The sequence below is a fragment of the Enterovirga sp. GCM10030262 genome (assembly GCF_042666435.1).
In the GTDB taxonomy this organism is placed as follows: Bacteria; Pseudomonadota; Alphaproteobacteria; order Sphingomonadales; family Sphingomonadaceae; genus Allosphingosinicella.
Genome location: NZ_JBHTDC010000001.1, coordinates 764,771 through 789,156, shown reverse-complemented (window position 1 = coordinate 789,156; position 24,386 = coordinate 764,771). Strand labels below are relative to the sequence as shown.

Genomic DNA, 24,386 nt, shown 5'->3' with positions numbered 1-24,386 from the left:
CGCTGGCACGGACTCATCACATACGCCCCTGGACCTTGGTTCATCCTGAGCGGCCGCCGCAGACGGCAGCCGAAGGGCTCGGGACGAACGAGGCTTGGATTTCTCACTCCGGCGCCGGGTCGCCCGCCGCGATCACCTTCGCCCGCACCGTCAGCGGCGGGGCTTCGGCGAAGCGGAAGGCGAGGACGAGGGTATCGCCGGGATTCACCGTCGGATCGAGGCTGAACAGCATCAGATGCTTGCCGCCGGGCGCGAAGCGGAGCGGCTCGCCGGTCGTGAAGGGGGCGGATTCCATGGCGCGCATCGAGGTCATGCCGCTCGCCATCGCCATGCTCTCGTGCATCTCGACCCGGCCCGGGGCGGGGCTGGTGACGCCGGTAATGGCTTCGGGAACCGTCGTCGAAGTGGCGGTGAAATAGCCCGAGCCCGGGCGGCCGCGGACGGCCGGGAGGCGGACCCAGGCGTCGGTAACGCTGACCTTGGGTTCGGCCGGCGGAGGGGGCGAAGAACGCGGGTCGCAGGCGGAGAGGAACAGCAAGGCGGCCAAAGCGGGGAGGGTGGGGAAACGCATGTCCCGCCCATAGCGCGGCCCGACTTCTTGTAGCAATCCGAAGCGCCCCTATATCGCCACCGTAACACCCGCGTGCCCTTGTGAGCGCGCGGGCGGGCATTTTATTGGGGCATAAGAGGATCATATGGCAAAAGTTATCGGTATCGATCTCGGCACCACCAACAGCTGCGTCGCCGTCATGGAAGGCGGCAAGCCCAAGGTTGTCGAAAATGCGGAGGGCGCGCGCACGACCCCGTCCATCGTCGCCTTCGCCAAGGATGGCGAGCGGCTGATCGGCCAGCCGGCCAAGCGCCAGGCGGTCACCAATCCCGACAGCACCGTGTTCGCGGTCAAGCGCCTGATCGGCCGCCGCTTCGACGATCCCGTGACCAAGAAGGACATGGAGCTCGTCCCCTATACGATCAGCAAGGGGCCGAATGGCGACGCCTGGGTCAAGGCCGGCGGCGAGGATTATTCGCCCTCGCAGATTTCCGCCTTCATTCTCCAGAAGATGAAGGAGACGGCGGAGCAGTATCTCGGCGAGACCGTGACCCAGGCCGTCATCACCGTGCCCGCTTATTTCAACGACGCCCAGCGCCAGGCGACGAAGGATGCCGGCCAGATCGCCGGCTTGGAAGTGCTGCGCATCATCAACGAGCCGACCGCGGCGGCGCTTGCCTACGGGCTGGAGAAGCAGGACGGCAAGACGATCGCGGTCTACGATCTGGGCGGCGGCACGTTCGACGTCTCGATCCTGGAGATCGGCGACGGCGTGTTCGAGGTGAAGTCGACCAACGGCGACACCTTCCTCGGCGGCGAGGATTTCGACGCCAAGATCGTCGAATATCTGGCGGCCGAGTTCAAGAAGGCCGAAGGCATCGACCTCACCAAGGACAAGCTCGCGCTCCAGCGCCTCAAGGAAGCCGCGGAGAAGGCGAAGATCGAGCTTAGCGCGGCCCAGACCACCGAGGTCAACCTCCCCTTCATCACCGCTGACCAGAACGGTCCGAAGCATCTGGTCAAGGCGATCACCCGCGCCGACCTCGAAAAGCTGGTCGAGAGCCTCATCAAGCGCACGCTCGAGCCCTGCAAGAAGGCGCTGGCCGACGCGGGCCTCAAGGCCGACGCGATCGACGAGGTCATCCTCGTCGGCGGCATGACCCGTATGCCGAGGGTCCGGGAAGTCGTGAAGGATTTCTTCGGCAAGGAGCCGCATACCGGCGTCAATCCCGACGAGGTCGTGGCGATGGGCGCCGCGATCCAGGCGGGCGTACTGCAGGGCGACGTCAAGGACGTGCTGCTGCTCGACGTGACGCCGCTGTCGCTCGGCATCGAGACCCTGGGCGGCGTCTTCACCCGGATGATCGACCGCAACACGACCATCCCGACCAAGAAGTCGCAGACCTATTCGACAGCGGAAGACAAGCAGAACGCCGTCACCATCCGCGTCTTCCAGGGCGAGCGCGAGATGGCGGCGGACAACAAGATGCTCGGCCAGTTCGATCTGGTCGGGATCCCGCCGGCGCCGCGCGGCGTGCCGCAGATCGAGGTCACCTTCGACATCGACGCCAACGGCATCGTCAACGTCCACGCCAAGGACAAGGGCACCGGCAAGGAGCAGCAGATCCGCATCCAGGCGTCGGGCGGGCTGTCCGACTCCGACATCGAGCAGATGGTGCAGGATGCCGAGAAGTTCGCCGACGAGGACAAGAAGCGCCGCGCCGCCGCCGAGGCGAAGAACAATGCCGAGAGCCTGATCCACACCACGGAGCGGCAGCTCGAGGAGCATGGCGACAAGGTGGACGAGACGCTGAAGGGTGAGATCCAGACGGCTGTCGATGAAGCCAAGACGGCCGTCGAGGGCGGCGATCCGGACGCCATGACCGAAAAGGCCCAGGCGCTCGCCCAGGTGGCGATGAAGCTCGGCCAGGCGATCTACGAGAAGGAGCAGGCCGCGGCCGCGTCTCCTGAAGCCGGGGCCGAAAGCGCCGAGACGGCCAAGGACGAGGACGTCGTCGACGCCGAATTCTCCGAGGTCGACGACGAAAACAAGGGTTAAGACATGCAGTGCCGTCATTCCCGCGAAAGCGGGAATCCCGCTTTTCTCCGCCTCTGTGCCGAAGAGGTGAGCGGGACCCCGGCCATCGCCGGGGTGACGGCCTGTGGGGGCCGTCATGCTTGATACCGATTATTATGAATTGCTGCAGGTCTCGCGGACGGCGGACGACAAGACGATCAAGTCCGCCTACCGCCGCCTCGCTATGGAATGTCATCCGGACCGCAATGGCGGCTGCACGGATGCGGAGGCCAAATTCAAGGCGATCAGCCAGGCCTATGATTGCCTGAAGGATCCGCAGAAGCGCGCCGCCTATGACCGCTTCGGCCATGCCGCGTTCCAGAATGGCGGGATGGGGGGCGGCGGAGCGCAGGATTTCGGCAGCTTCTCCGACATATTCGAGAACATTTTCGGCGAGTTCATGAACGGCGCCCAGGGCGACCGGCGCGGCAACGTGCTGCGCGGATCGGACCTGCGTTACGATCTCGAGATCAGCCTGGAGGACGCTTTCACGGGCAAGCAGGTCGAGCTTCAGATCGACGGCACGGCCGGCTGTGAGCCGTGCGGCGGCAGCGGCGCCAAGCCGGGCACGGCGGCGCGCACGTGCAACATGTGCGGCGGCCGCGGCCAGGTCCGCGCCAGCCAGGGTTTCTTCGTCGTCGAGCGCACCTGTCCCAGCTGCCGCGGCGTGGGCGAGGTCATCGCCGATCCGTGCGACAAGTGCCGGGGCGAGGGCAGGGTGGAGAGGCGCAAGTCGCTCCAGGTCCGCGTGCCCCCCGGAGTCGACGAAGGCACCCGCATTCGCCTTTCGGGCGAGGGCGAAGCCGGCGCGCGGGGCGGTCCCGCCGGCGACCTCTACATCTTCGTCCATGTCGCGCGGCACTCGTTATTCCAGCGCGAGGGCACGACCCTGTTCGCGCGCTGTCCGGTCAGCTTCACCACGGCGGCCCTGGGGGGTGTGATCGACGTGCCGGGCCTCGATCGACAGCATCACGAAATCCGAATTCCGGCCGGCATCCAGTCCGGCAAGCAGATCCGCCAGCGCGGCGCGGGGATGCCGGTCCTCAACGGCCGCGGCCATGGCGACATGGTCATCCAGGTCGAGGTCGAAACGCCGACCCGTCTGTCGGCGCGGCAGAAGGAGCTGCTCGAGGAATTTCGCACGACGGAAACGGGCGACGAATGTCCGGCGAGCTCCAGCTTCTTCAAGAAGCTCAAGGGTTTCTGGGGCGACGTAACAGCCTGACCTCGTTCGTCATTCCCGCGAAAGCTGGAATCCAGGCGGCGTCAGTGTCTGCACCGAGTCAGCTTGGATTCCCGCTTTGGCGGGAATGACGTGCTTACTGCGCTTGTCCTCCGAAGACGCGGTCGAAGATCGTGTCGACATGCTTGAAATGATAGCCGAGGTCGAAGCGCTCCTCGATTTCGGAATCCGAAAGCAAAGCTGAAACCTCCGGATCGGCCTTGAGCAATTCCATCAGCGACAGCGCGCCATCCGATTCCCAGACCTGCATCGCGTTGCGCTGGACGAGGCGGTAGGCGTCCTCTCGGCTGGCGCCCGCCTGGGTCAGGGCGAGGAGGACGCGCTGGGAGTGGACGAGCCCGCCCATGCGGTCGAGATTCTTCTGCATGCGCTCCGGGTAGATCAGCAATTTGTCGATCACGCCGGTGAGGCGGGCGAGCGCGAAATCGAGCGTGATCGTGGCGTCGGGGCCGATATAGCGCTCGACCGAGCTGTGGCTGATGTCGCGCTCGTGCCAGAGCGCGACATTCTCCATCGCGGGAAGCGCATAGGCGCGAACCATGCGGGCGAGGCCGGTGAGATTTTCGGTCAGAATCGGATTGCGCTTGTGCGGCATCGCCGACGAGCCCTTCTGGCCGGGCGAGAAATATTCCTCGGCCTCCAGCACTTCGGTACGCTGCAAATGCCGGATTTCCGTCGCCAGCCGCTCGACCGACGAGGCGATGACGCCCAAGGTCGCGAAGAACATGGCGTGGCGGTCGCGGGGGATGACTTGGGTGGAGACGGGCTCGACGGCGAGGCCCATTTTCTCGGCGACATGGGCTTCGACGCTGGGGTCGATATTGGCGAAGGTGCCGACCGCGCCTGAAATGGCGCAGGTCGCGACATCCTCTCGCGCGGCGACGAGGCGGGCGCGGTTGCGGGCGAATTCGGCATAGGCCTGGGCGAGTTTGAGTCCGAAGGTCACCGGTTCGGCGTGGATGCCGTGGCTGCGGCCGATCGTCGGCGTGAGCTTATGCTCGTGGGCGCGGCGCTTCAGCACTTCGAGCAGCCCGTCCAAATCCGCGATCAGCAAATCCGCCGCGCGGGCGAGCTGGACCGCGAGGCAGGTGTCGAGCACGTCCGAGCTGGTCATGCCCTGATGGAGGAACCGCGCCTCCGGTCCGACATGCTCGGCGACGTTGGTCAGGAAGGCGATGACGTCGTGCTTCACCTCGGCCTCGATGACATCGATCCGCTCGACCTCGAACGCGCCGCGCTCCCATACCGCCTCGGCGGCTTCCTTCGGCACGATGCCGAGCTCGGCCATCTTGTCGAGCGCATGCGCTTCGATCTCGAACCAGATGCGGAATTTGGCTTCAGGCTCCCAGATGCTGGTCATCTGGGGCCGCGCGTAGCGAGGGATCATGGATGCGTCCTGTCAGGGGATGTGGCGGGGGCGATAGCAAGGTCGCGCCGGGGCTTCAATCGGATGGCGCAACGGAAACCCGCGCTGTCCCAGAAATGTCCGAGGGCCTGGAAGTGGTTGCGTTGGAGCGGTTCGCGCCCAGCCTTCAGATCAGCCCCATCGCCCGCAGGCTCTTATGCCCTTTCGCGCCGATGATGATGTGGTCGTGGACGGCGATCTTCAGGTGCCGCCCGGCTTCGACGATGTCGCGGGTGAGGCGGATATCCTGGCTGCTCGGCTGCGGATCGCCGCTCGGGTGGTTGTGGACGAGGATGAGCGCCGTCGCGTGGTAATCGAGCGCGCGGCGGATGATCTCGCGGACATAGACCGCCGCCTCATCGACCGAGCCTTCGGACATGGGCTCGTTGCGGATCAGCATGTTCTTGGAATTGAGGAACAGGACCCGCACCCGCTCGACCGGATTGTGGGCCATGTCGGCGTGGAGATAATCGAGCAACGCCTGCCAGGAGCCGAGCACCGGCCGCTCCTTGACCCGCGATTCGAGCAGCCGAAGCGCAGAGGCCTGGGCGATCTTGATCGCCGCCGCCGCGCCTTCGGAAACGTCGCCGATGCGGGCGATGGCTTCCGCGTCGGCCGAAAGCAACGCGCCGAAACCGCCGAAATCCTCGATCAGCCTCTTCGCCAGCGGCTTGGTGTCGCGGCGCGGGAGGGCCAAAGCGAGCAGATATTCGACGAGCTCGTGATCGAGCAGGGCGTCCGCGCCGCCCTCGAACAGCCGCCGCCTCAGTCTCGCGCGATGCCCGCTCCCGTCGATGGAACGCTCCCCCATGAGCGTGATTTAAGCTTGATCCTGTTCTTAGGCAAACAGGCGCGATAGGGCCGAACGGTAACGGGTGCGGAACGCTCGGCGCGAACGGAGGTTAAGGGACGATGGTCGTCAGAGACATGACAGCAACAGTCCCTGTTTTTCCTCGCTGAGACGCGGCGAATGGACGAGGAGGAAGTAGCGAGGCGGCGCCGGCCGCGATGGCAGCTGGTGCTGATCGGATTAGCGCTGCTGGTCCTTCTGCTCTTTGCCATCATCTGGGTCCAGCGCCGCCAGATCGCGGCGGATTTCATCGACCGCGAGCTGGCGGAACGCGGTGTCCGGGCGAGCTACGACGTGAAGCGGATCGGCTTCAGCCGGCAGCAGCTGGAAAACCTCGTCATCGGCGATCCCGCCGACCCGGATCTCACCGCGCGCTCCGTCGAAATGCGGTTGCGCCACACATTGCTTGGTCCCGAAATCAGCCTGGTCACCGCCCGCGGCGTGCGTCTTTACGGCCGCGTCGTCGATGGCAAGCTCACCTTCGGCAGCATCGACCGGCTTCTGCCTCCGCCGAGCGGCAAGCCGTTCGCGCTTCCGGACCTCAACGTCGATGTGGCGGACGCGGCGATCGGCCTGACGACGCCGCTCGGCCGGATTGGCGTGGGACTGGAAGGCAAGGGCAATTTGGCCGACGGCTTCGAAGGCAAGGCCGCGGTGGCGTCCTCGTCGCTCAGCGTCTCCGGCTGCGTCGTCGACGATCCGTCCGCTTATCTTCAGGTCGGCATCGACGACCGCCGTCCCAGCATCAAGGGTCCGGTCCGCGCGGACCGGATCGACTGCGAGGACGCCGATGCCGAGCTCGTCAGGCCGAACATCATCCTCGACGCCGATTTCGCGGAGGATCTGCGCGACTGGAGCGGCGAGGCCGCCCTCAGCGTCGCCCGGCTGCGGCTCGGCGACAAGCGCGCGTCGGGGCTGGTCGGTACATTGGGCTTCGAAGGCGACGGCAATCTCACGCGAGGCGGCGTGACCCTCGCGGCGACCGAAGCCGAACTGTTCGGAACCGGGATCGGCCGCGCGACGCTCGACGGGCGCTATGCCTATGCCGCCAGGGACAATCAGCTTTCGCTGGTCGGCGATGCCGGCGGCGAGACTATCGTCGGCGGCGGCGCGCTGATCCAGCCGATCGTCTCCGCTCTTTCCTCGGCCGGCGGGACGCCGCTGGAGCCCATCGGCGATGCGCTGGCGGGTGCGGTCGGGCGCGCGGCGCGCGACGTGAACGCGACGGCGTCGATCCGCCTCGTCAACGGCCGATCGGGCGGAGCGGTCAGGATCGAGCGGCTGAACGCGATCAGCGAAAGCGGCGCCCGGCTGGCGCTTGGCGGCGCCGGCGACGGCCTCACTTATTACTGGCCGCAGGGCGCGGCCCGGCTGGACGGCAATGTGGAGCTGTCGGGCGGCGGCCTGCCCACCGTCCGGGCGAGCCTCAACCAGGCCGGCGCCGGCGCGCCCATCAGGGGAATCGCCCAGGTCGCGCCGATGAAAGCGGGGAATGCGAGCCTGCGGCTGGCCCCGATCCGCTTCACCTCCGGTGAGGCCGGCGCGACGCGGGTCGAGACCGTTGCCCTTATCGACGGCCCGTTGAATGGCGGCCGGGTCACCGGCCTCGCCGTGCCCGTCTCGGGGCGGTTCGGCGGCGGAGCTTTCGCGTTCGGCGAAGGCTGCACGCCGGTCTCTTTCCGCTCGCTCGACATCGCCGGGTTGCGGCTCGGCCCGACCCGGCTGCCGCTCTGCCCGACCGGACGCGCGTTGGTCTGGAAGACGCCGGGCGGCGGCATACAGGGCGGCGCCGAAATCCGCGCGCCGCGCCTCGCCGGGCAGCTCGGTGGATCGCCGATCTCGCTGGCGGCCGACCGCGTGGCGCTCGGTCTCGCCGATCCAGGCTTCACCAGCGCCAATGTGGCGATCCGGCTCGGCGGCGGCGGCTCCGTCCACCGGCTCGATCTCGCCAGCCTGTCCGGCGATTTCACCAGTACCGGCGCCGTCGGCGCCTTCTCCGGCGGGTCGGCCAAGATCGCCAACGTCCCCCTGCTGCTGAGCGGCGCCGGCGGCAAGTGGAGCATACTCGGCGGCAATCTCACCATCGACGGCGCGATGACCGTGGCGGACGAGGCGGACCCCGCGCGCTTCTATCCGCTCGTCACCGACGATTTCCACCTGACGCTGATCGACAGCGTGGTCGAAGCGGATGCGTGGCTGACCGACCCCGAAACGGGGACGCGGGTGACAAAAGTCGACATCACCCATTCGCTCGATACCGGTGCCGGCAATGCCGTGCTCGACGTGCCCGGAATCACCTTCGGCCCGGATTACCAGCCCGATGAGCTCACCCGCCTCACCACCGGCGTCGTCGCCCTGGTCGACGGCACGGTGACGGGCAAAGGAGAGATCGCCTGGAGCGCCGAGGGCGTTACCAGCACGGGCAGCTTCTCCACGACCGACATGGACCTCGCGGCGACCTTCGGCCCGGTCGAGGGGCTCACGACGACGATCAACTTCACCGATCTTCTCGGTCTCGTGTCGGCGCCGGGGCAGGTCGCCGAGGTCGATCTCATCCGCACCGGCATCGACGTGTTCGACGGCCTCGTCCGCTATCAATTGCTCCCGGACCTGCGCGTCCGGGTCGAGAGCGGACGCTGGCCGTTCGCCGGCGGCGTGCTGATCCTGGAAGAGACGATCCTCGATTTCAGCAGGCCGGCGCCCAAGACTTTGACCTTCCGGGTCGTCGGCCTCGACGCCGCGCGGTTCGTCGAGATCATGGAATTCTCCAACATCGCCGCGACCGGCATCTTCGACGGCGTGGTGCCGATGATATTCGACGAGAGCGGTGGCCGCATCGTCGGCGGCCGGCTGGAGGCGCGGCCTCCGGGCGGCACACTTTCCTATGTCGGCGCGGTCAGCGACCAAGACCTTGGCGCCTATGGCAAGCTTGCCTTCGACGCGCTGAAGTCGCTTCGCTACGACCGCTTCGTCATCGAGCTGGACGGGTCGCTCGACGGCGAATTCCTGACCCAGATCGAACTGGACGGCATCGCGACCAACACCGAGCCGCTGGGCGGCATCGCCGGCGCCATCGTCGGCCAGCTCGCCAAGATCCCGTTCGAGTTCAACATCAGCATCCGGGGTCCGTTCCGCTCGCTGATCGCCACCGCGCGATCGCTGGAGGATCCCAGCCTGCTGATCCAGCCCGTCCTGCCCGAAATCCTGCAGGACCTCCCCGCCGAAACGATCGTTCAGCCTGAAGAAAGCGAGACTGTGCAATGACAGGGTCGATATTGACGAGAGTGGGTCTCCTGGCGAGGCCGGCGGCGAAGCGGGGAAAAATGCTACTCGCCGTCCCGCTGATCGGGATCCTGGCAGGATGCGTTCAGGTGAGCGCGCCGGACAAGCCGATTGAGATCAACCTCAACATCAATATCCGACAAGAGGTTGTCGTCCGTCTCCAGCAGGATGTACGCGATCTCATACAAGAGAATCCGGGAGTATTCTGACATGAGCCGCCGACTGAAACTGATCCTCGCCGCCGGCATCGGCCTCGCCGCGATCATGGGCGGCGCCGGCGCCGCTTACGCGATGATGCAGGCCGACAATTCGGCGCAGCTCCGCGCCACCGGCAAGGTTGGCGAGCAGGCCGACGGCTATCTCGGTATCGTCGGCGGCGGCGACGCGGGCCTCCGCGCCCAGGTCGACGCGGTCAACATCAAGCGCCGCGCTTATTATACCGACCTCGCCGCCAAGCGGAACGCCAAGATCGAGGAGGTCGCCGCCGCGACCGGCTGCCAGCTGCTCGCCTCCAAGGTGCAGGCCGGCCAATATTATCGCCTCCCCGACGGCGTCTGGCGCCAGCGCGAAGCCGGCCAGGCGATCGCGCTGCCCGGCTATTGCGCATAGTCGGCGTCTTTTCCCGAGAGGGGCCGCGGACACGATTCGATCGAATCTTCTCATCCCTCAGAGCAAGATGGATTCACGCTGACCCGCACCGTCATTGCGAGCGGAGCGACGCCATCCAGATGCCCGCTGCGAGATGACGATCTTGGCGTCGCGCTCGTCGTTCGGCGGCGATGGCGTTGGTGTCGAACGCCCCTTCGGCAAGCTCAGGGACTGGCGGAGCGTCCATACCCGCTACGATCGATGCACCACACCTTCTTCTCTGCCATCGCCGCAGCCGTCATCTTCTGGCTTGGACGGCAATGAGTCCTGAGCCTAGGTCACCTTGCCCCGCACGGCGAAGCGCGGGTCGCGCCAGCGGCCGGTTTCGAGGATGTCGGCGAGGCGTTCGACCGCAGTCCAGATGTCCTCATAGCCGAGATAGAGGGGGGTAAGGCCGAAGCGGATAACGTCGGGGGCGCGGAAGTCGCCTATAACTTCGGCCGCGATCAGCGCCTGGCAGATTTCGAAGGCGTGGGGGTGGCGGTAGGAGATGTGGCTGCCGCGAAGGGCCGGGTCGCGCGGGGTGATGCATTCGAGACCGTGGCCGGCGCAGCATTCTTCTACCAAAGCGGCGAAGAGGTCGAACAAGGCAATGGACTTGGCCCAGGCGGCGTCCATGTCCACGCCGTCGAAGCTCTCGACGCCGCTTTCCAGCGCCAGCAGGCTCAGCATCGGCGGCGTGCCGGCGAGGAAGCGGGAGATGCCGGGGGCGGGGACGTAATCGTCGGCGAAGGCGAAGGGGGCGGCGTGGCCCATCCAGCCGCGCAAGGTCGGGAGCAGCCGCTCCTGCAGATGCTCGGCGACGTAGAGGAAGGCGGGGGCGCCGGGACCGCCGTTCAGATATTTGTAGCCGCAGCCGACCGCCAGCTCGGCGCCATCGCGATTGAGGTGGAGCGGCACCGCGCCGACGCTGTGGCTGAGATCCCAAAGGGTGAGCGCGCCCGCCCCCTTGGCCGCGCGGGTGACCCCGGCCATGTCGAAGCGCTCACCGGTCTTGTAGTGGACGTGGGTGAGCAGGAGGAGGTTGGTGTCCGGTCCCAGCGCCGCCTCGATCCGGTCGCGCGGGGCGGTCTCCAGCCGCAGGTCCGGCACCAGTTCGGCGGCACCGCTGGCGACGTGGAGGTCGGTGTGGAAATTGCCCGGCTCGGACAGCAGTACCGGCCGATCCGGCGAGAGCGCCACGGCGGCCGTGATCAGCTTGAACAGGTTCACGCTGACCGAATCGGCGACGATCACTTCGTGCGGCTTGGCCCCGATCAAAGGCGCGATCCTGGCTCCGATCCGCTGCGGCGCCCCGATCCAGTCATGCTCGTTCCAGCTGCGGATGAGCGAGCGGCCCCATTCGCGCTCCACCACCTCGCGCTGCCGGGCGACCGCCGCTTTCGGCAGCGCGCCCAGCGAATTGCCGTCGAGATAGACAAGGCCGTCGGGAAGGCGGAAGCGGTCGCGACACGCGCGCAGCGGATCGGCGCCGTCGCGCGCGCGGACGTCGTCCAGCGTCATCTCTGTTCCCCGGCGAAAGCCGGGGCCCAGTTGGACGGTGCGACTGGACCCGGGCTTTTGCCGGGGAACAGCCTGTCCCGATGATCGAGGCCTCCATTCATCGCTTCAGCGCCTTCTCGATCTCTTCGACCGCCGCCGCCCAGGCTTCGGTCTCCGGCACGATCAGCTCGACATGGCCGGTGGCGTCGATCATGCGCACGGCCACGCTGTCGCCCGCCGCCCGCATCGGCGCGGCATAGCCCTCTGCATAAGCAATGGGAATGATCCGGTCCTGCATCCCGTTGATGAGCACCTGCTCGACGCCGAGCGGCGCCAGGCGCGGGACAGAGGTGTCCTCGAAACGGCCGCCGGTCAGTTGCCCGACCACCTCGGTCCCGCAGCCGCTCCCCGGCTCGCGCGCCGCTTCCTCGAGGTCGGGCAGGCCGCCCAGGCTGACGACGCTGTCGATCGGGAGCGGGTTGCCGGTGCGCAGCGGGCTGGCCTCCGGCAGGCGCGGACGCCCCGCCAGCCAGAGGGCGAGATGCCCGCCCGCCGAATGGCCTACGGCGACCAGCGGCGAGATATCGAGATTGTAGCGCTCCGCATGGACGCGCAAGGCGTCGGCGGCCGCCGCGGCGTCGAGGAAGGTTCCGGGATAGCCGCCGCCCTCGCGGTCGACGCCGCGATAGTCGATGTTCCACACCGCGATGCCGCGCTGCCTGAGATCGTCGGCGATCCAGTTCATGATGGTCCGGTCGGCGATCGCGGTCGTCCAGCAGCCGCCGTGGATCATCAGCACCGTCGAGTGCGGACCTTCGCCCTGGGGCAGCCACAGATCGACGACCTGATAGAGGTCGTCGCCATAAGGGATAGCGGCGTCGGGCTCGGGGCGCTCGCGCTCGAGCAGGTCGGGCCAGGCCATCAGGGCGGCGGGGGTCGCCGACGGTTCGGGGGAAGACGGGGTCACGGAGCAGCCGGCTAACGCCAGGCCGACGGCAAAGGCAAGGGGGAAGGATAGGGGACGCAAGGGCGGCTCTCCGTTTGGTCGGCTCCGAACTAGCCGCCCTTGCTTGTCTTCGTAAGCCCCCAGCTCAGCAATGGGCGCAGGTCTCGTTGGTCTCGCTGTCCCGGCGCCAAGGGGCGTCGAACGCAATCCTGTTGAGCGTCTTGAACGCCTCGCCGAGCTTGCGGAACGCCTCGGCTATGGAAGCGCTGATCTGTGACCCGTGCTCGGCCCACAGGCGGCTGTCGAACTGCTCATGCATGTCATGGCTCCTTCATCTGGTCCGTGCCGTTTCCCTCGGCACATCGGTCAAATGGAGGAATCCGAGCCTTCGCGCCAACTAAACGCTCGACAGAGGTGATAAGCAGACCTTATCATCCGGCCATGCGCCACCTGCCTCCTCTCGCGGCCGTCCGGGTGTTCGAGGCGGCCGCTCGGCACGAGAATTTCACCCAGGCCGCGGCCGAGCTGGGCATGACCCAGGCGGCCGTGAGCTATCAGGTCAAATTGCTCGAGGAACGGCTGGGGACCGCGCTTTTCCACCGGATTCGGCGTCAGGTTTCCCTGACCGAGGCCGGTCGCCGCATCGCGCCTCTGGTGTCGGCGGCGTTCGACGGCCTCGACGATGCGTTCAGCATCGCGCGCACCGATGCTGAGGCGGTGCTGACGATAAGCTGCTCGAATACCTTCGCTTCCAATTGGTTGGCGGTTCGATTGGGCGGGTTCCAGATGCAGCGGCCCGGCCTCGCCGTCCGCCTCCACACCGCCGACCATATCGTCGATTTCGCGCGCGACGAGGTCGATGTCGCGATCCGCAACAGCCCCGAGCCGTGGCCCGGGCTGGTCTCGCACTTCCTGATGCGGGTGCCGATCGTTCCCCTCGCCAGCCCCGATTTTCTTGCGCGTCATCCGCCCATCCGGACGGTGGAGGACATCATGCGGCTGCCGCGCCTTTCGCCGGACGACATCTGGTGGGACGCCTGGCTTGAGCAGGTGGGCGACGGGCTCAGCCGGGAGCGCGCGCCGGGCATCCGGCTCGATTCGCAGGTGATGGAGGGCAATGCCGCAATTGCCGGGCAGGGGATCGCCGTCGTCAACGCGGCGATGTGGCGCTCCGAACTGCGCTCCGGCCGGCTGGTCCAGCCGCTCGACGCCGTCGCTTATGGCCGCCGCCATTATTGGCTGGTCTATCCCGAATATCGGCGCAACTCCCCCAAGGTCCGCGCCTTCAGGGAATGGCTGCTCGCCGAAGCCGCGCGCGATGCCGAGGACGACGTCTACGACATCTATCGTCAGCCCGGGACGGCGGCGGACGGAGGCGATGAGTCCGCTTCATCCTGATCACCGGCTTCCCGGTCCACGCTGCCATCGTCGTGCCCTCGGTGGAGGCGCGATGCCAACAGGCGATAGAGCCAGCCGAGCAAGGCGAGCAGCAGCGCCCATGGCAGGATTGCCGCGATCACGGTGATGATGAGCGCGAGGCTACGCCCGAACAGCGCCCCGATTCCCGCGAACGCCTCCCGCAGCGGGTCGCTAAAGCCGCCGCCGAGCGGCGCGCCGGATTGATAATTTATCTCGAACGTCGACATGGCGACGCGGCCGCGCATCTCGGCCAGCCACGAACGGGCCTGTTCCAGCTCTTCCTGAGCCCCGTTGATCGCCCGCTCCGCCTCGACCGCCTGGGCGATGTTGCCGCTGCGGGTTTCGAGCAAGGTGGTGAGCCGGTCGACCAGCACCTCCTTAGTCCGGATGCGGGCGGCGGTATCGACGATCTGCTTCGACAGATCCTCGGCGGCGATGCCCCGGTCGACTGTCTCTGCGCCCGCACCGGTGGCGGTTTCCACGATCTGGTTGCCGAAGGCGCGGGCGACGGGCGCCGCGACCTGAAGCTTGAGCGAGCCGGCGACATAGTCGCCGCTGCCGGCGCTCCGCTTGAGGTCGATGACGCGGCAGCGGGCGGGGCCGAGTCTTTCGCACAGCTCGACATGGCGTTCCTGGGTCTGGCCGACCGCATCCGACGGCAGGCGGAACGTGTAGCTGTAGACGTAGGCGATCTGAGGCAGGGCGACCTCGACCGGCGATGCCAGTGAGCTGGGCGATGATTCCGGCGACCGGGAAGCCAAAGGCTGCTCCGCCACGTCGAAGCTCTGCATTTCGCCGCCCTGCGATCCGCTCTCCCCGTCGCTGCATGAAGCCAGGACCGCGAGGAAGGCGAATGGAATCAGCAACCGAGCACGCATGGGCGACCCCCCTTTCGCGGGAGCCTACACGAATTGGGAACGAATAAAAATTGCGCTCTCGCGCAAGGGATTCGCGGCTGCTATCGCTCCGTCCATGTCCGAACCCACCGATGTTTTCGACCAGATTGTCGACGCCCCTTTCGACGACGCACTGTCCCAGCGTTACCTCGTATACGCCCTCTCCACGATCACCGCGCGCTCGCTGCCCGATGTCCGGGACGGCCTGAAGCCGGTTCATCGGCGGCTGCTGTGGGGGATGCGGCTGCTGAAGCTCGATCCGGCGGCCGGGTACAAGAAATGCGCGCGCGTCGTCGGCGACGTGATGGGCAAATATCACCCGCATGGCGACCAGTCGATCTACGACGCGATGGTCCGGCTCGCCCAGCCTTTCTCGCTACGCTACCCGCTGGTCGACGGGCAGGGCAATTTCGGCAATGTCGACGGCGATAACGCCGCGGCCATGCGCTACACCGAGGCGCGCCTCACCGCCGCCGCCTACGAATTGATGGCCGGCCTCGACGAGGGCACGGTCGATTTCCGGCCGACCTATAATGGCGAAGAGGAGGAGCCGGAGGTCTTTCCGGGCCTGTTCCCCAATCTGCTCGCCAATGGCGCGAGTGGGATCGCGGTCGGCATGGCGACGTCGATTCCTCCGCACAACATCGCCGAGGTGATCGACGCGGCGGTGCATCTGATCGATGATCCCAAGGCGGAGGATGCGACGCTGATGGACTTCGTCGCCGGCCCCGATTTCCCGACCGGCGGAGTCATCGTCGACGGGCCGGAAGCGATCGCCCATGCCTACAGGACCGGCCGGGGCGGCTTCCGGGTGCGGGCGAAATGGGAGACGGAGGATCAGGGGCGCGGCACCTGGACGGCCGTTGTCTCGGAAATCCCGTTTCAGGTGCCGAAGGGCAAATTGATCGAGCAGGTCGCGGCGCTGATCGCCGAGAAGAAGCTGCCGATCCTGGCCGACATACGCGACGAATCGGACGAAGCGGTTCGGATCGTGCTGGAGCCGAGGAGCCGCACGGTCGAGCCGCAGATGCTGATGGACAGCCTGTTCCGCCTCACCGACCTCGAAGTCCGGATTTCGCTCAACCTCAACGTGCTCGACGCCCAACGCACGCCGCGTGTGATGAGCCTGCGCGAAGTGCTCACCGCCTGGCTGGCGCACCAGATCGAAGTGCTGGTCCGCCGTTCCGAGCATCGGGTGGCGAAGATCGTCGACCGGGTCGAACTGCTCGAAGGCTATCTGATTGCCTTCCTCAACCTCGATCGCGTCATCCAGATCATCCGCGAGGAGGACGAGCCCAAGCCGGTCATGATCGCCGAGTTCGCCCTCACCGACCGGCAGGCCGAGGCGATCCTCAACATGCGCCTCAGGAGCCTGCGCAAGCTGGAGGAGATGCAGATCCGCAAGGAGCGCGACGCGCTTCAAAAGGAGCGCGCCGAGCTGGAGAAGCTCATTGAATCGCCGGCGCGGCAGCGCACCCGGCTTAAGAAGGACCTGGCGGCGCTGCGCGAGCGCTACGGGCCGGAAACGGAGCTCGGCAGGCGGCGCACCCTGATCGAGGAAGCCGGGCCGGCGCGCGAAATCCCGCTGGAGGCGATGATCGAGCGCGAGCCGATCACCGTCATCATGTCGCAACGCGGCTGGATTCGGGCGATGAAGGGCCATGTCGACCTCGCCCATTCGGAGGCGCTGAAGTTCAAGGAAGGGGACGGCCCGGCTTTCGCCTTCCACGCCCAGACGACCGACAAGCTGCTGCTCGCGGCGCAGAACGGCCGCTTCTACACGCTCGCTGCGGACAGGCTGCCGGGCGGTCGCGGCTTCGGCGAGCCGGTGCGTTTGCTGGTCGATATCGAAGGGGAGGGGGATATCGTGGCGCTGCTGCCCGCTTCCTCGGCGACGAGGCTGCTGCTGGCCTCGTCGGACGGCCGGGGCTTCATCACCTCGACCGCCGGCGCCATCGCCGAGACTCGCAAGGGCAAGCAGGTGGTGAACGTCCGCGCCGACGCCAGGCTCGCCATCGTCCGGCCGGTCGGCGAAGGCGACGATTATGTCGCCGCGATCGGCGACAACCGGAAGATGGTCGTCTTCCCGCTGACCGAGCTTCCCGAAATGGCGCGCGGCCAGGGCGTCCAGCTCCAGCGCTATCGCGACGGCGGCCTCGCCGACGCGGTCACGTTCAAGTTCGCCGAAGGGCTGAGCTGGGGCATGGGCGGCGCCAGCGGGCGGACCCGCACCGAGGCCGATTTGTCGGCCTGGCGAACGGCCAGGGGGGCGGCGGGCCGAATGCCGCCGGTCGGTTTCCCTCGCGACAACCGCTTTTAGGAGTCCGCCGGAGCCAGAGCCGGCCTCGGCGCGGCGCGAATGTCCGGGCAATCAACAATTAACCGGGGCAGCGTATGCCCCGGTACATGCATGCTGCGACCCCGCGACCGCGGAGTAAATCATTGCAAGCCGCCATGACCCCGCCCGCACAGGGGTTGGCGGCGCGTGGCCTTTCGATACCGGACGAAGCGATCGAGCGCGCGCGCCAGGATTATCTCGACGCTTTACCCATCGCCGCGGCCGTAATCTGCGTCAGTTGCGACGGCGAGGCCTATATCGACATGGCCAACGAAAATTTTCGCCAGCTCACCGACTGGAACGGCTACGAAGGAAAATGGGTCAGCCAGATCGCCTTCCTGGAAGAAGGGCCGATCGGCGGCGCGCTCGACGCCTTCCTGGCGGGCGAGGAGAAAGCGCGGCAGTTCGAGACCAGCGACGGCAAGCCGATCGCCGCTCGCCACTTCACCGTCCGGCTGGCCCGGCTCAAGGCGACGCCTTTCTCGACCCGGCGCTGCCTCATCTCGCTGATCGACAAGACGGCGCAGGTCGAGACCGAGAAGAGCCTTCGCGCCGAGATGCTGCGCGACAGCCTGACCGGCCTTCCCAACCGCCTCGCCTTCAACGAGAAGATCGAGGCGATCCTGGAAAGCCCCGGCTTCCACGAAGGCAGCCACGCGGTCGTCGTCATCGACATGACCCGCTTCAGCCGGGTCAACGAATGTATGGGCGCGATCGCCGGCGACGAGCTGCTGATCACCTTCGCGCGGCGGCTCTTCTCCGCGCTGAGGGCCGGCGACGTGCTGGCGCGGACCGGCGGCGACGAGTTCGGAATCCTGGTGCGTCTCGGCAAGGGCCTCGACGACGCCGTCCAGCTCGCCGACCGCGTGAGATCGGTGCTGACCGCGCCCTTCCGCCTGTCGGAGCTCGAGATACGGGTCGATTGCACGATCGGCATGGCGCTGCTCAGCGGCGGCGTGGAGCTTGCCGAGGAAGTCCTGCGCAACGCCCAGTTCGCCCTGAAGCGCGCCAAGCAGACGGGGGGCACCCAGATTTACGAGGCCAACCAGGCCAAGGCGGCGCGGCGGCGCTTCAGCATCGAGACCGAACTTCGGCGGGCGATCGAAGGGGACGAGCTGAGGCTCGATTTCCAGCCATTGATCGACCTTCCGACCGGCCGGGTCTCGGGCTTCGAGGCGCTCGCCCGCTGGGACCATGAGGAGCGCGGATCGATCTCGCCCTCCGAATTCATCCCCGTGGCCGAGGAATCGGGGCTGATCGTCTCGCTCGGACGCTGGGCGCTGGACTCCGCCGTCCAGACGCTCGCCGGCTGGGACCGCAGGGCCGGCGCGCCGCTGCCGCTCCATCTCGCCGTCAACCTGTCGGCTATCCAGATCGCGCGCGACGATGTCCCAGCCGCCGTCGAAGGGGCGCTGCGGCGCAGCGGCCTTGCCGGCGACAGACTCACGCTCGAATTGACCGAGAGTGCTATCATCCAGGATCCTGAGCGCGTCCTGGGCGTGCTGGAGGCGCTGAAGGGCCTCGACACCATTGTGGCGATGGACGATTTCGGAACCGGCTACACTTCGCTCTCCTACCTCCAGCGCCTACCGATCGACGTGCTGAAGATCGACCGCAGCTTCGTCACCGGGATGCTGAAGGACAAGGACTCGCTTGCCATCATCCGCGCGGTGCTGTCGCTCGCGGACGCGCTTGGCCTCGCCACGACGGCGGAGGGGATCGAATCGGAAGAGCTCGCCAAGGCGCTGGCCGAACTCGGCTGCACCCACGGACAGGGCTTCTTCTTCGCCCCGGCGCTCGATCCCGACGCCGCCTTCGATTACTGGCGGTCGCGCAGCGCCTGATCGACCCGGGCGCGGGCGAGCTTCCGTATTTCTTCCGGATCGGCTGAAAAGCCGCCTTGGATCCAGGCCCGCTCGACCTTCCGAAGAATGCTCGCGACGACCGGGCCTGGCCTCAGGCCCATGGCGATGAGGTCGCCCCCGGTCAGCGGGAAAATGGGCTTCTCCCACGCTGCCAGCGCCTTGACCCTTTCCGCCGGCGCCTGGGCCAATAGCAGCCGGTCCGTCGCTTCCTCGGCGCCGATCCGGAAGGCGAGCGCTTCCGGGGCGTCGGCCGTTCCCTCCTGGCTCGCGGCGGAGATGAGGCGCTTGGCCGCGCGCTTCGACAGCCGCAGGCGGGCCGCCACCGCGGCCGCTATCTCCACGTCGGGAGGCAGCAGCGCCGCCAGTCGTCGCAGCGGCGCGGTCTCGACGCCGGCCGCTATCTCGCTCGCGACGAGAGCGTCCAGCCGGTCGACGCCTTCCATGACGATCTCGGGCAGCACCGGGCGAAGGATGCCGCGTTCGACCATCAGGCGCAGCGTCCCGGCGGGCGCGGGAAGAGCGAGCAGCTTCAGGAGCTCGTCGGCGATCCGCTCGCGCGACAGGGCCATCAAATCGTTGGCCCGCGCCACGCAGGCCTCCAGCGCCGCTTCGTCGGGTTCGCCTTCGCCGAAGCGGGCGTGGAAGCGGAAGAAGCGAAGGATGCGCAGATGATCCTCGGCGATCCGGGTCAAGGGGTTGCCGATGAAGCGCAGGCGCCGGGCCACGAGATCCGCCTCCCCGCCGAAATAATCGTGGACGGCGAGGGTCAGCGGGTCGGCGGAGAGGGCGTTGATCGTGAAATCGCGCCGCGCCGCGTCCTCGCGCCAGTCGTCGGTATAGGCGATGGTGGCGCGCCGGCCGTCGGTCGAGACGTCGCGGCGGAGCGTCGTCACCTCGATCGGGCCGCCGCCCAGCACGGCGGTGATTGTGCCGTGGGCGAGACCGGTCGGCACGGCCTTGATGCGCGCCTTGCCGAGGCGCTCCACCACGGCCTCCGGTTCCAGCCGGGTCGCCAGATCGACGTCGCTGACATCGAGGCCGAGCAAAGTGTCGCGCACGCAGCCGCCCACATAGCGCGTGTCGCCCGCCTCGACTCCGAGCGCGCTCAGCAGCTCCGCCATGCTTTCGCGGGTCTGCCAGGGAGAGGGGGGCAGCTTCACGCGGCCAGTTCCAGGCGGCGGCTCAGATTGACGATCATCGCGGCCGTCGCGCCCCAGATGCGATGGCCCTGCCATTCGATCTCGAAATAGCGGCGCTCGCAGCCCTCCCACAGGATCGTGCGGACGATCTGATGCTCGGGCCGGAGCAAATGATCGAGCGGCGCCTCGAAAATGTCGGCGACTTCCGACGGCTGCGGCGTCAGCGGAATGCCCGGCGGCACGACGCCGACGACCGGCGCCACTTCGTAACCGGTAATGGTGCGATAGCGGTCCCCCACGCCGATCACCTCCACCCGACCGCGCGGCAGGCCGATCTCCTCCTCGGCTTCGCGGAGGGCGGCGGCAACGGGGCCGTCGTCGTCCGGGTCGATGCGCCCGCCGGGAAAGGCGACCTGGCCGGGATGACGCCTGACCGTGTCGGCGCGCACCGTCAGGATCACCGTCGGTTCGGGCCGATCGACCACCGGCACGAGCACGGCGGCCGGCGTGACGCCCCGATGCGGCCCGACGAGCGGATCGTGCGGATCGCCCTCGATCAGAACGGGCGTACGCCGATGGCCGAGGTCCAGCGCCTCGCGCAAGGTCTGGGCGAGGCTCATCGCCCCGCGTCCATCGCGAAGAATGCGCCGCCGCTCCACAGGCCGGGCGGATGGCCGCCCTCGGCGAGCACCAGTTCGGCAAGCTCGTAATAAACCGGCCGCGACACCAGGGCGTCCAGCCCGCCGCGCACCTCGACATAAGGGTGCAGGCCGTGGCCGCGATCCTCGAAGCGGAGCGGATGGCCGGCGTCGGCGACGACCGCTTCGTCCGTGTTGAGGCGAAAGGCCAGCATCCTGTCTCGTCTTTGTCCCTCGCTCTTGAGTTCGATCGCGAGGAAGGGCGCGTCCTCGACATCGATCGTCAGCTTCTCGACCGGCGTCACCAGGACATAGGCGCCGTCCGGCTCGCGCCTCAATATGGTCGAAAACAGCCGCACCATCGCCGGCCGGCCGATCGGGCTACCTTCGTGGAACCAGGTGCCGTCGCGGGCGATGCGCATCTCGCTATGGCCGCAATGGTCGGGGTTCCAGCTCTCCACCGGCGGCAGCTTGCGCTCGTCGGCCAGCCGCGCGATCTCGGCGAGCGACAGGCCGGTGAGGTCGGCGGGGGGAGCGGCGGCGGACATGGCGATCCGATTAGGCGAGAAGCGGGCCGAGCGCAAAGCTTGCCGCGCGCCGCCGCCGGTCCTATCGCGCGGCCATGACGGCAAAATTTGAAGGACCCAGGACCGCCATCGTCACAGGCGGCGCCAGGCGTATCGGCGCGTCGCTCGCCCGCGCGCTGGCCGCCGACGGCTGGCACGTCCTCATCCACTGCAACCGTTCGGTGGCCGAGGCGGAGGCGCTGGCCGCCGAACTCGGCGGCGCTTCGGTGGTTTCGGCCGATCTCGCCGATCCCGCCACCGCCGACACGATCATGGCGGCGCTGGACGACCTTCCCCCGCCGAAGCTGCTCGTCAACAACGCGTCGCGCTTCCTCTATGACGCCGTCGACGATTTCACGCTGGAGAATTGGGAGGCGCACCAGGCAGTGAACCTGCGCGCGCCCGCCTTGCTGTCCCGCGCCTTCGCCGCCCGGGCCGAGGGTAGCGGGCTCATCGTCAACCTGCTCGACGCCAAGCTCGCTTCGCCCAACCCGGATTTCTTCACCTACACTCTGTCGAAGATGGGCCTGGCCGGCCTGACCGAGCTGCTCGCGCGTTTTTATGCCGGTCGCGGCATCAGGGTCTGCGGAATCGCGCCGTCGGTGACCTTGGTCTCGGGTCCGCAAAGCCGCACCAATTTCGATCAGGTCCACACGCTCAACGCCCTCGGGCGCGGGGTCGATGTGGATGAGATCGTCGCCGCCTTGCGCTTCATCGTCGCCACGCCGACCCTCACCGGGCAGACCATCACCCTCGACGGCGGGCAGCGCTTCCTCGCGCTGCCGCGCGACGTGCAATTCTTGTCGCCCTCCGGCGACGTGCAGTTCCTGGAGACCAAGACATGACCAACGTCGCCACCCTGGAAGGCCTGGTGCCCGACCGGCTGAGCCCCCGGACGCGCAAGATCGTGCTGGAGGATTATTGCCTGCCGGTGGACATCGGCTTCCATGATTTCGAAGTCGGGGCGCCGCAGCGTCTGTACGTCACGGTCGAGGTATGGGTGGATGAATCATCCTTCGCCGCGGAGGACGACGAGTCCGCCGCGTGGAATTACGATTTCCTGCGTACCGAAATAGGACGGCTGGTCGACGACCGCCGCTTCAACCTCCAGGAGACGCTGGCGCGCGCCGTCTACGACGTTGTCGCGGCGCGGCGCGGCGTCACCGGCCTGCGCGTCTCGACCCGCAAGCCGGACATCTATCCGGACTGCGCGGGCGTCGGCGTCGAGTTGTCCTCCTTCTAGCGCTGAGGCCTGGTGCGGGCGCAGGGTCCCAAACTCTCCATGACCAGCCGGTAATCGGCCTCGATCGCGGCGGCCTGGCTCGGGTCCGCCTCGGCGAAGCTCTGCGGGGGCAGACGGCCCGGCAAGGTGCAGGCCAGACGGTACCAGAGCAGGGTGTCCGGCTCCGGCGCCGCCGCCGCATTGTCGACGATTTCGCTCAACGCCACCGCCCAGCGCGGCTCCTCGCCGGGGCGGCGCAGGATCGACAGCGACACCGGCCTGCCATCGGCGGCCTGGAGAAATATCTGCGTCTCGCTCTCGCCCGGCAGAGTGCCGGGAACGTGGAACGCCCGGCCGATGCCGGTAATCTCGGGCGGCGCGTCCGCTCGCGTCGCGTCGTGAAGGATGTCGCGCAACTGGTCGGCGAGGGCGGGGCTGTAGGGCAGTTGCGCGTCGGGCGCGGCCAGCCTCAGCTCTCCGGGCCTCTCCGCCACGGTGGCGGCGAGCAGGATGAACTGGGTGTCGTCGCGCAGCTTCGGCGCGCGGCCCCGCGCGTCGTTGGGAAGGTCGACCAGATAGGTCACCTGGCCCGGCAGGCCGCGAGCGCCGCGGATCAGCGAGAGAACGTCCGCCTCGACATAGAAGCGCGTCATTCCGGGCTCCAGCCCGACCGCCCTTTCATCCTTCAGCCGGATCGCGTCGCGGACCTGGACATGGGCCGCGACCGGGGCCGCGAGCGCGAGATCGGCGACATCGGCATAGGTGAGGGCGGGCGCGGTGGCGGGCGTCTGCGATTCGGCGGGAACGGCCGCGACGGCCATCAGAATCGCGATGCCCCGTGGAAATCTCGAAAGCCGCATAAATTCTCCCTCTCGCTCGTCGGTATTAAGCTCGCAATTCCCATAGGTTTAGCCGCATGAACCCCGGATTGCAGCCAATTCCCGCTTGCTTTTGCGGAAAACCACAGGAGGATTGCGTCGCGGGACGGGTCGCGATAGAGACACGGGCTTCGTCCATGATATATTAAGACATGGACGGACCCGGAATGGTTCGGCTGCGTTGTCTGTCAGCCGAATTGGATATTAAAATTTCGAGAGAGGGAGTGTGGCTGTTTAATGTCCTATGCTGATCAAAAGATGAGCTCGGGCCGCATTTCGGCGATCGTCATCGTCGCGCTGCTCCATGCTCTTCTCGGTTACGCCTTCGTCACCGGCCTTGCCTATAATGTGGTGAAGCAGGTCGCTGCCGATCTGAAGACGTTCGACGTCACCGAGGAGCCGCCCCCCCCCGAGGAGCCGCCGCCTCCGCCGGAAGATATTCCGATGGAGCCGCCGCCCGTCGTGTCGCCGCCGCCGATCGTGCGCACCAACGTGGTCGCGCCGCCGATCGTCCGGACGGTGCGCGAAGCGCCGCCGCCCGTCATCACGCCCCGGGCGCCGCCGGCCCCGCCGCCCGCGCCCCCGCCGCCCAAGCCCAAGCTCGCGAGCGGAGCCACGCCGCGCAGCAACCCCGGCAGTTGGGCCACGAACGACGACTATCCTTCGGCCGCGCTGCGCGCGGAGGAAGAAGGCGTGACGGGCTTCCGACTTACCGTCGGGACCGACGGACGCGTCTCCGAATGTTCGGTCACGTCTTCGAGCGGCTCTTCCACGCTGGATGCCGCGACTTGTAAGCTGATTACCCGGCGCGCCCGTTTCACGCCGGCCAAGGACGCGAACGGCAATCCAGTGACCGATACGTACAGCAATCGTATCCGTTGGCAGATTCCCGAAGATTAAGCTTTTCTGGCGAATTTCGCCCCGCCATTTCAGTTTTTGATA

Annotated in this window: 22 protein-coding genes; 11 read left to right on the top strand and 11 right to left on the bottom strand. The window is 67.3% G+C overall.

The window, feature by feature from the left end:
* Nucleotides 1–103: 103 nt before the first annotated feature.
* Nucleotides 104–571, bottom strand: coding sequence for a copper chaperone PCu(A)C (locus ACFQRC_RS03900; protein ID WP_379957952.1), 468 nt, complete (start codon nucleotides 569–571; stop codon nucleotides 104–106).
* A 124-nt stretch (nucleotides 572–695) separates the two neighbouring features.
* Between ACFQRC_RS03900 and dnaK the strand changes: the two genes are divergently transcribed.
* Together dnaK and dnaJ are read left to right on the top strand one after the other, a co-directional pair.
* Entirely contained in the window at nucleotides 696–2,609 is a 1,914-nt protein-coding gene (dnaK, locus tag ACFQRC_RS03895; protein WP_379957949.1) for a molecular chaperone DnaK, read from the top strand.
* A gap of 115 nt (nucleotides 2,610–2,724) precedes the next feature.
* Nucleotides 2,725–3,852 (top strand): molecular chaperone DnaJ, encoded by a 1,128-nt coding sequence (gene dnaJ / locus ACFQRC_RS03890; RefSeq protein WP_379957947.1) that lies wholly within the window; start codon nucleotides 2,725–2,727, stop codon nucleotides 3,850–3,852.
* Nucleotides 3,853–3,946: 94 nt separating this feature from the next.
* Here dnaJ and purB read toward each other — a convergent pair whose 3' ends face one another.
* Together purB and radC are read right to left on the bottom strand one after the other, a co-directional pair.
* A complete protein-coding gene (purB, locus tag ACFQRC_RS03885) occupies nucleotides 3,947–5,257 on the bottom strand; it encodes an adenylosuccinate lyase (RefSeq protein ID WP_379957944.1) in 1,311 nt (436 codons plus the stop codon).
* Nucleotides 5,258–5,402: 145 nt separating this feature from the next.
* A complete protein-coding gene (gene radC, locus ACFQRC_RS03880; RefSeq protein WP_379957942.1) occupies nucleotides 5,403–6,086 on the bottom strand; it encodes a DNA repair protein RadC in 684 nt (227 codons plus the stop codon).
* Nucleotides 6,087–6,293: 207 nt separating this feature from the next.
* Here radC and ACFQRC_RS03875 point away from each other — a divergent pair, with 207 nt between their 5' ends.
* Genes ACFQRC_RS03875 through ACFQRC_RS03865 form a run of 3 tightly spaced genes read left to right on the top strand, consistent with a single transcriptional unit; the run spans nucleotide 6,294 to nucleotide 10,016 of the window.
* The gene (locus tag ACFQRC_RS03875) at nucleotides 6,294–9,389 is read left to right on the top strand and encodes a YdbH domain-containing protein (RefSeq protein ID WP_379957940.1); all 3,096 of its coding nucleotides are present in this window, start codon (nucleotides 6,294–6,296) and stop codon (nucleotides 9,387–9,389) included.
* A 59-nt stretch (nucleotides 9,390–9,448) separates the two neighbouring features.
* Entirely contained in the window at nucleotides 9,449–9,616 is a 168-nt protein-coding gene (locus tag ACFQRC_RS03870; RefSeq protein ID WP_379957937.1) for a YnbE family lipoprotein, read from the top strand.
* A gap of 1 nt (nucleotide 9,617) precedes the next feature.
* Complete coding sequence (locus ACFQRC_RS03865; RefSeq protein ID WP_379957935.1) at nucleotides 9,618–10,016, top strand: YdbL family protein; 399 nt, start codon at nucleotides 9,618–9,620, stop codon at nucleotides 10,014–10,016.
* 312 nt (nucleotides 10,017–10,328) lie between these two features.
* Here ACFQRC_RS03865 and kynU read toward each other — a convergent pair whose 3' ends face one another.
* From kynU to ACFQRC_RS03850, 3 genes are all read right to left on the bottom strand, one after another.
* Nucleotides 10,329–11,558, bottom strand: a complete 1,230-nt coding sequence (gene kynU, locus ACFQRC_RS03860) for a kynureninase (RefSeq protein WP_379957933.1) — start codon at nucleotides 11,556–11,558, stop codon at nucleotides 10,329–10,331.
* A gap of 97 nt (nucleotides 11,559–11,655) precedes the next feature.
* On the bottom strand, nucleotides 11,656–12,504 hold the full coding sequence (locus ACFQRC_RS03855; protein WP_379957930.1) for an alpha/beta hydrolase: 849 nt from the start codon (nucleotides 12,502–12,504) through the stop codon (nucleotides 11,656–11,658).
* 124 nt (nucleotides 12,505–12,628) lie between these two features.
* Nucleotides 12,629–12,802 (bottom strand): hypothetical protein, encoded by a 174-nt coding sequence (locus ACFQRC_RS03850; protein WP_379957928.1) that lies wholly within the window; start codon nucleotides 12,800–12,802, stop codon nucleotides 12,629–12,631.
* 122 nt (nucleotides 12,803–12,924) lie between these two features.
* Between ACFQRC_RS03850 and gcvA the strand changes: the two genes are divergently transcribed.
* Complete coding sequence (gene gcvA, locus ACFQRC_RS03845) at nucleotides 12,925–13,881, top strand: transcriptional regulator GcvA (protein ID WP_379957926.1); 957 nt, start codon at nucleotides 12,925–12,927, stop codon at nucleotides 13,879–13,881.
* Here the strand turns inward: gcvA and ACFQRC_RS03840 are convergent.
* Nucleotides 13,833–14,780 (bottom strand): DUF4349 domain-containing protein, encoded by a 948-nt coding sequence (locus ACFQRC_RS03840; protein ID WP_379957923.1) that lies wholly within the window; start codon nucleotides 14,778–14,780, stop codon nucleotides 13,833–13,835. The genes gcvA and ACFQRC_RS03840 overlap by 49 nt on opposite strands.
* A gap of 94 nt (nucleotides 14,781–14,874) precedes the next feature.
* Here ACFQRC_RS03840 and parC point away from each other — a divergent pair, with 94 nt between their 5' ends.
* Both parC and ACFQRC_RS03830 read left to right on the top strand, forming a co-directional pair.
* Nucleotides 14,875–17,118 carry a DNA topoisomerase IV subunit A gene (parC, locus tag ACFQRC_RS03835; RefSeq protein ID WP_379957920.1) on the top strand — a complete coding sequence of 748 codons (2,244 nt, stop codon included), beginning with the start codon at nucleotides 14,875–14,877 and terminating at the stop codon, nucleotides 17,116–17,118.
* A gap of 134 nt (nucleotides 17,119–17,252) precedes the next feature.
* Entirely contained in the window at nucleotides 17,253–18,980 is a 1,728-nt protein-coding gene (locus ACFQRC_RS03830; RefSeq protein WP_379957918.1) for a putative bifunctional diguanylate cyclase/phosphodiesterase, read from the top strand.
* Here ACFQRC_RS03830 and ACFQRC_RS03825 read toward each other — a convergent pair.
* The 3 genes from ACFQRC_RS03825 to ACFQRC_RS03815 are packed head-to-tail and all read right to left on the bottom strand — an operon-like array spanning nucleotide 18,956 to nucleotide 21,326.
* Nucleotides 18,956–20,161 carry a CCA tRNA nucleotidyltransferase gene (locus ACFQRC_RS03825; protein ID WP_379957916.1) on the bottom strand — a complete coding sequence of 402 codons (1,206 nt, stop codon included), beginning with the start codon at nucleotides 20,159–20,161 and terminating at the stop codon, nucleotides 18,956–18,958. The genes ACFQRC_RS03830 and ACFQRC_RS03825 overlap by 25 nt on opposite strands.
* Nucleotides 20,158–20,760: a CoA pyrophosphatase gene (locus tag ACFQRC_RS03820; protein ID WP_379957914.1), complete on the bottom strand. Its 603-nt coding sequence runs from the start codon at nucleotides 20,758–20,760 to the stop codon at nucleotides 20,158–20,160. The genes ACFQRC_RS03825 and ACFQRC_RS03820 overlap by 4 nt, the downstream gene beginning before the upstream one ends.
* Nucleotides 20,757–21,326 (bottom strand): DUF1285 domain-containing protein, encoded by a 570-nt coding sequence (locus ACFQRC_RS03815; protein ID WP_379957912.1) that lies wholly within the window; start codon nucleotides 21,324–21,326, stop codon nucleotides 20,757–20,759. The genes ACFQRC_RS03820 and ACFQRC_RS03815 overlap by 4 nt, the downstream gene beginning before the upstream one ends.
* Nucleotides 21,327–21,400: 74 nt before the next feature.
* Here ACFQRC_RS03815 and ACFQRC_RS03810 point away from each other — a divergent pair, with 74 nt between their 5' ends.
* Both ACFQRC_RS03810 and ACFQRC_RS03805 read left to right on the top strand, forming a co-directional pair.
* Nucleotides 21,401–22,189 (top strand): SDR family NAD(P)-dependent oxidoreductase, encoded by a 789-nt coding sequence (locus ACFQRC_RS03810; RefSeq protein ID WP_379957910.1) that lies wholly within the window; start codon nucleotides 21,401–21,403, stop codon nucleotides 22,187–22,189.
* Entirely contained in the window at nucleotides 22,186–22,587 is a 402-nt protein-coding gene (locus tag ACFQRC_RS03805) for a dihydroneopterin aldolase (RefSeq protein ID WP_379957908.1), read from the top strand. Before ACFQRC_RS03810 ends, ACFQRC_RS03805 begins: the two co-directional genes overlap by 4 nt.
* Here ACFQRC_RS03805 and ACFQRC_RS03800 read toward each other — a convergent pair.
* Nucleotides 22,584–23,426: a hypothetical protein gene (locus tag ACFQRC_RS03800; RefSeq protein WP_379957906.1), complete on the bottom strand. Its 843-nt coding sequence runs from the start codon at nucleotides 23,424–23,426 to the stop codon at nucleotides 22,584–22,586. The genes ACFQRC_RS03805 and ACFQRC_RS03800 overlap by 4 nt on opposite strands.
* A 255-nt stretch (nucleotides 23,427–23,681) precedes the next feature.
* On the opposite strand from ACFQRC_RS03800, the gene ACFQRC_RS03795 reads away from it, so the two are divergent.
* The gene (locus ACFQRC_RS03795) at nucleotides 23,682–24,344 is read left to right on the top strand and encodes an energy transducer TonB (RefSeq protein ID WP_379957905.1); all 663 of its coding nucleotides are present in this window, start codon (nucleotides 23,682–23,684) and stop codon (nucleotides 24,342–24,344) included.
* The last annotated feature ends 42 nt before the right edge of the window (nucleotides 24,345–24,386 follow it).

Excerpts from the sequence above, each read along its gene's own strand:
- ACFQRC_RS03900 (WP_379957952.1), bottom strand. The coding sequence starts at position 571 with ATGCGTTTCCCCACCCTCCCCGCTTTGGCCGCCTTGCTGTTCCTCTCC.
- dnaK (WP_379957949.1), top strand. The coding sequence starts at position 696 with ATGGCAAAAGTTATCGGTATCGATCTCGGCACCACCAACAGCTGCGTC.
- dnaJ (WP_379957947.1), top strand. The coding sequence starts at position 2,725 with ATGCTTGATACCGATTATTATGAATTGCTGCAGGTCTCGCGGACGGCG.
- purB (WP_379957944.1), bottom strand. The coding sequence starts at position 5,257 with ATGATCCCTCGCTACGCGCGGCCCCAGATGACCAGCATCTGGGAGCCT.
- radC (WP_379957942.1), bottom strand. The coding sequence starts at position 6,086 with ATGGGGGAGCGTTCCATCGACGGGAGCGGGCATCGCGCGAGACTGAGG.
- ACFQRC_RS03870 (WP_379957937.1), top strand. The coding sequence starts at position 9,449 with ATGCTACTCGCCGTCCCGCTGATCGGGATCCTGGCAGGATGCGTTCAG.
- ACFQRC_RS03865 (WP_379957935.1), top strand. The coding sequence starts at position 9,618 with ATGAGCCGCCGACTGAAACTGATCCTCGCCGCCGGCATCGGCCTCGCC.
- kynU (WP_379957933.1), bottom strand. The coding sequence starts at position 11,558 with ATGACGCTGGACGACGTCCGCGCGCGCGACGGCGCCGATCCGCTGCGC.
- ACFQRC_RS03850 (WP_379957928.1), bottom strand. The coding sequence starts at position 12,802 with ATGCATGAGCAGTTCGACAGCCGCCTGTGGGCCGAGCACGGGTCACAG.
- gcvA (WP_379957926.1), top strand. The coding sequence starts at position 12,925 with ATGCGCCACCTGCCTCCTCTCGCGGCCGTCCGGGTGTTCGAGGCGGCC.
- ACFQRC_RS03840 (WP_379957923.1), bottom strand. The coding sequence starts at position 14,780 with ATGCGTGCTCGGTTGCTGATTCCATTCGCCTTCCTCGCGGTCCTGGCT.
- parC (WP_379957920.1), top strand. The coding sequence starts at position 14,875 with ATGTCCGAACCCACCGATGTTTTCGACCAGATTGTCGACGCCCCTTTC.
- ACFQRC_RS03830 (WP_379957918.1), top strand. The coding sequence starts at position 17,253 with ATGACCCCGCCCGCACAGGGGTTGGCGGCGCGTGGCCTTTCGATACCG.
- ACFQRC_RS03820 (WP_379957914.1), bottom strand. The coding sequence starts at position 20,760 with ATGAGCCTCGCCCAGACCTTGCGCGAGGCGCTGGACCTCGGCCATCGG.
- ACFQRC_RS03815 (WP_379957912.1), bottom strand. The coding sequence starts at position 21,326 with ATGTCCGCCGCCGCTCCCCCCGCCGACCTCACCGGCCTGTCGCTCGCC.
- ACFQRC_RS03810 (WP_379957910.1), top strand. The coding sequence starts at position 21,401 with ATGACGGCAAAATTTGAAGGACCCAGGACCGCCATCGTCACAGGCGGC.
- ACFQRC_RS03805 (WP_379957908.1), top strand. The coding sequence starts at position 22,186 with ATGACCAACGTCGCCACCCTGGAAGGCCTGGTGCCCGACCGGCTGAGC.
- ACFQRC_RS03800 (WP_379957906.1), bottom strand. The coding sequence starts at position 23,426 with ATGCGGCTTTCGAGATTTCCACGGGGCATCGCGATTCTGATGGCCGTC.
- ACFQRC_RS03795 (WP_379957905.1), top strand. The coding sequence starts at position 23,682 with ATGTCCTATGCTGATCAAAAGATGAGCTCGGGCCGCATTTCGGCGATC.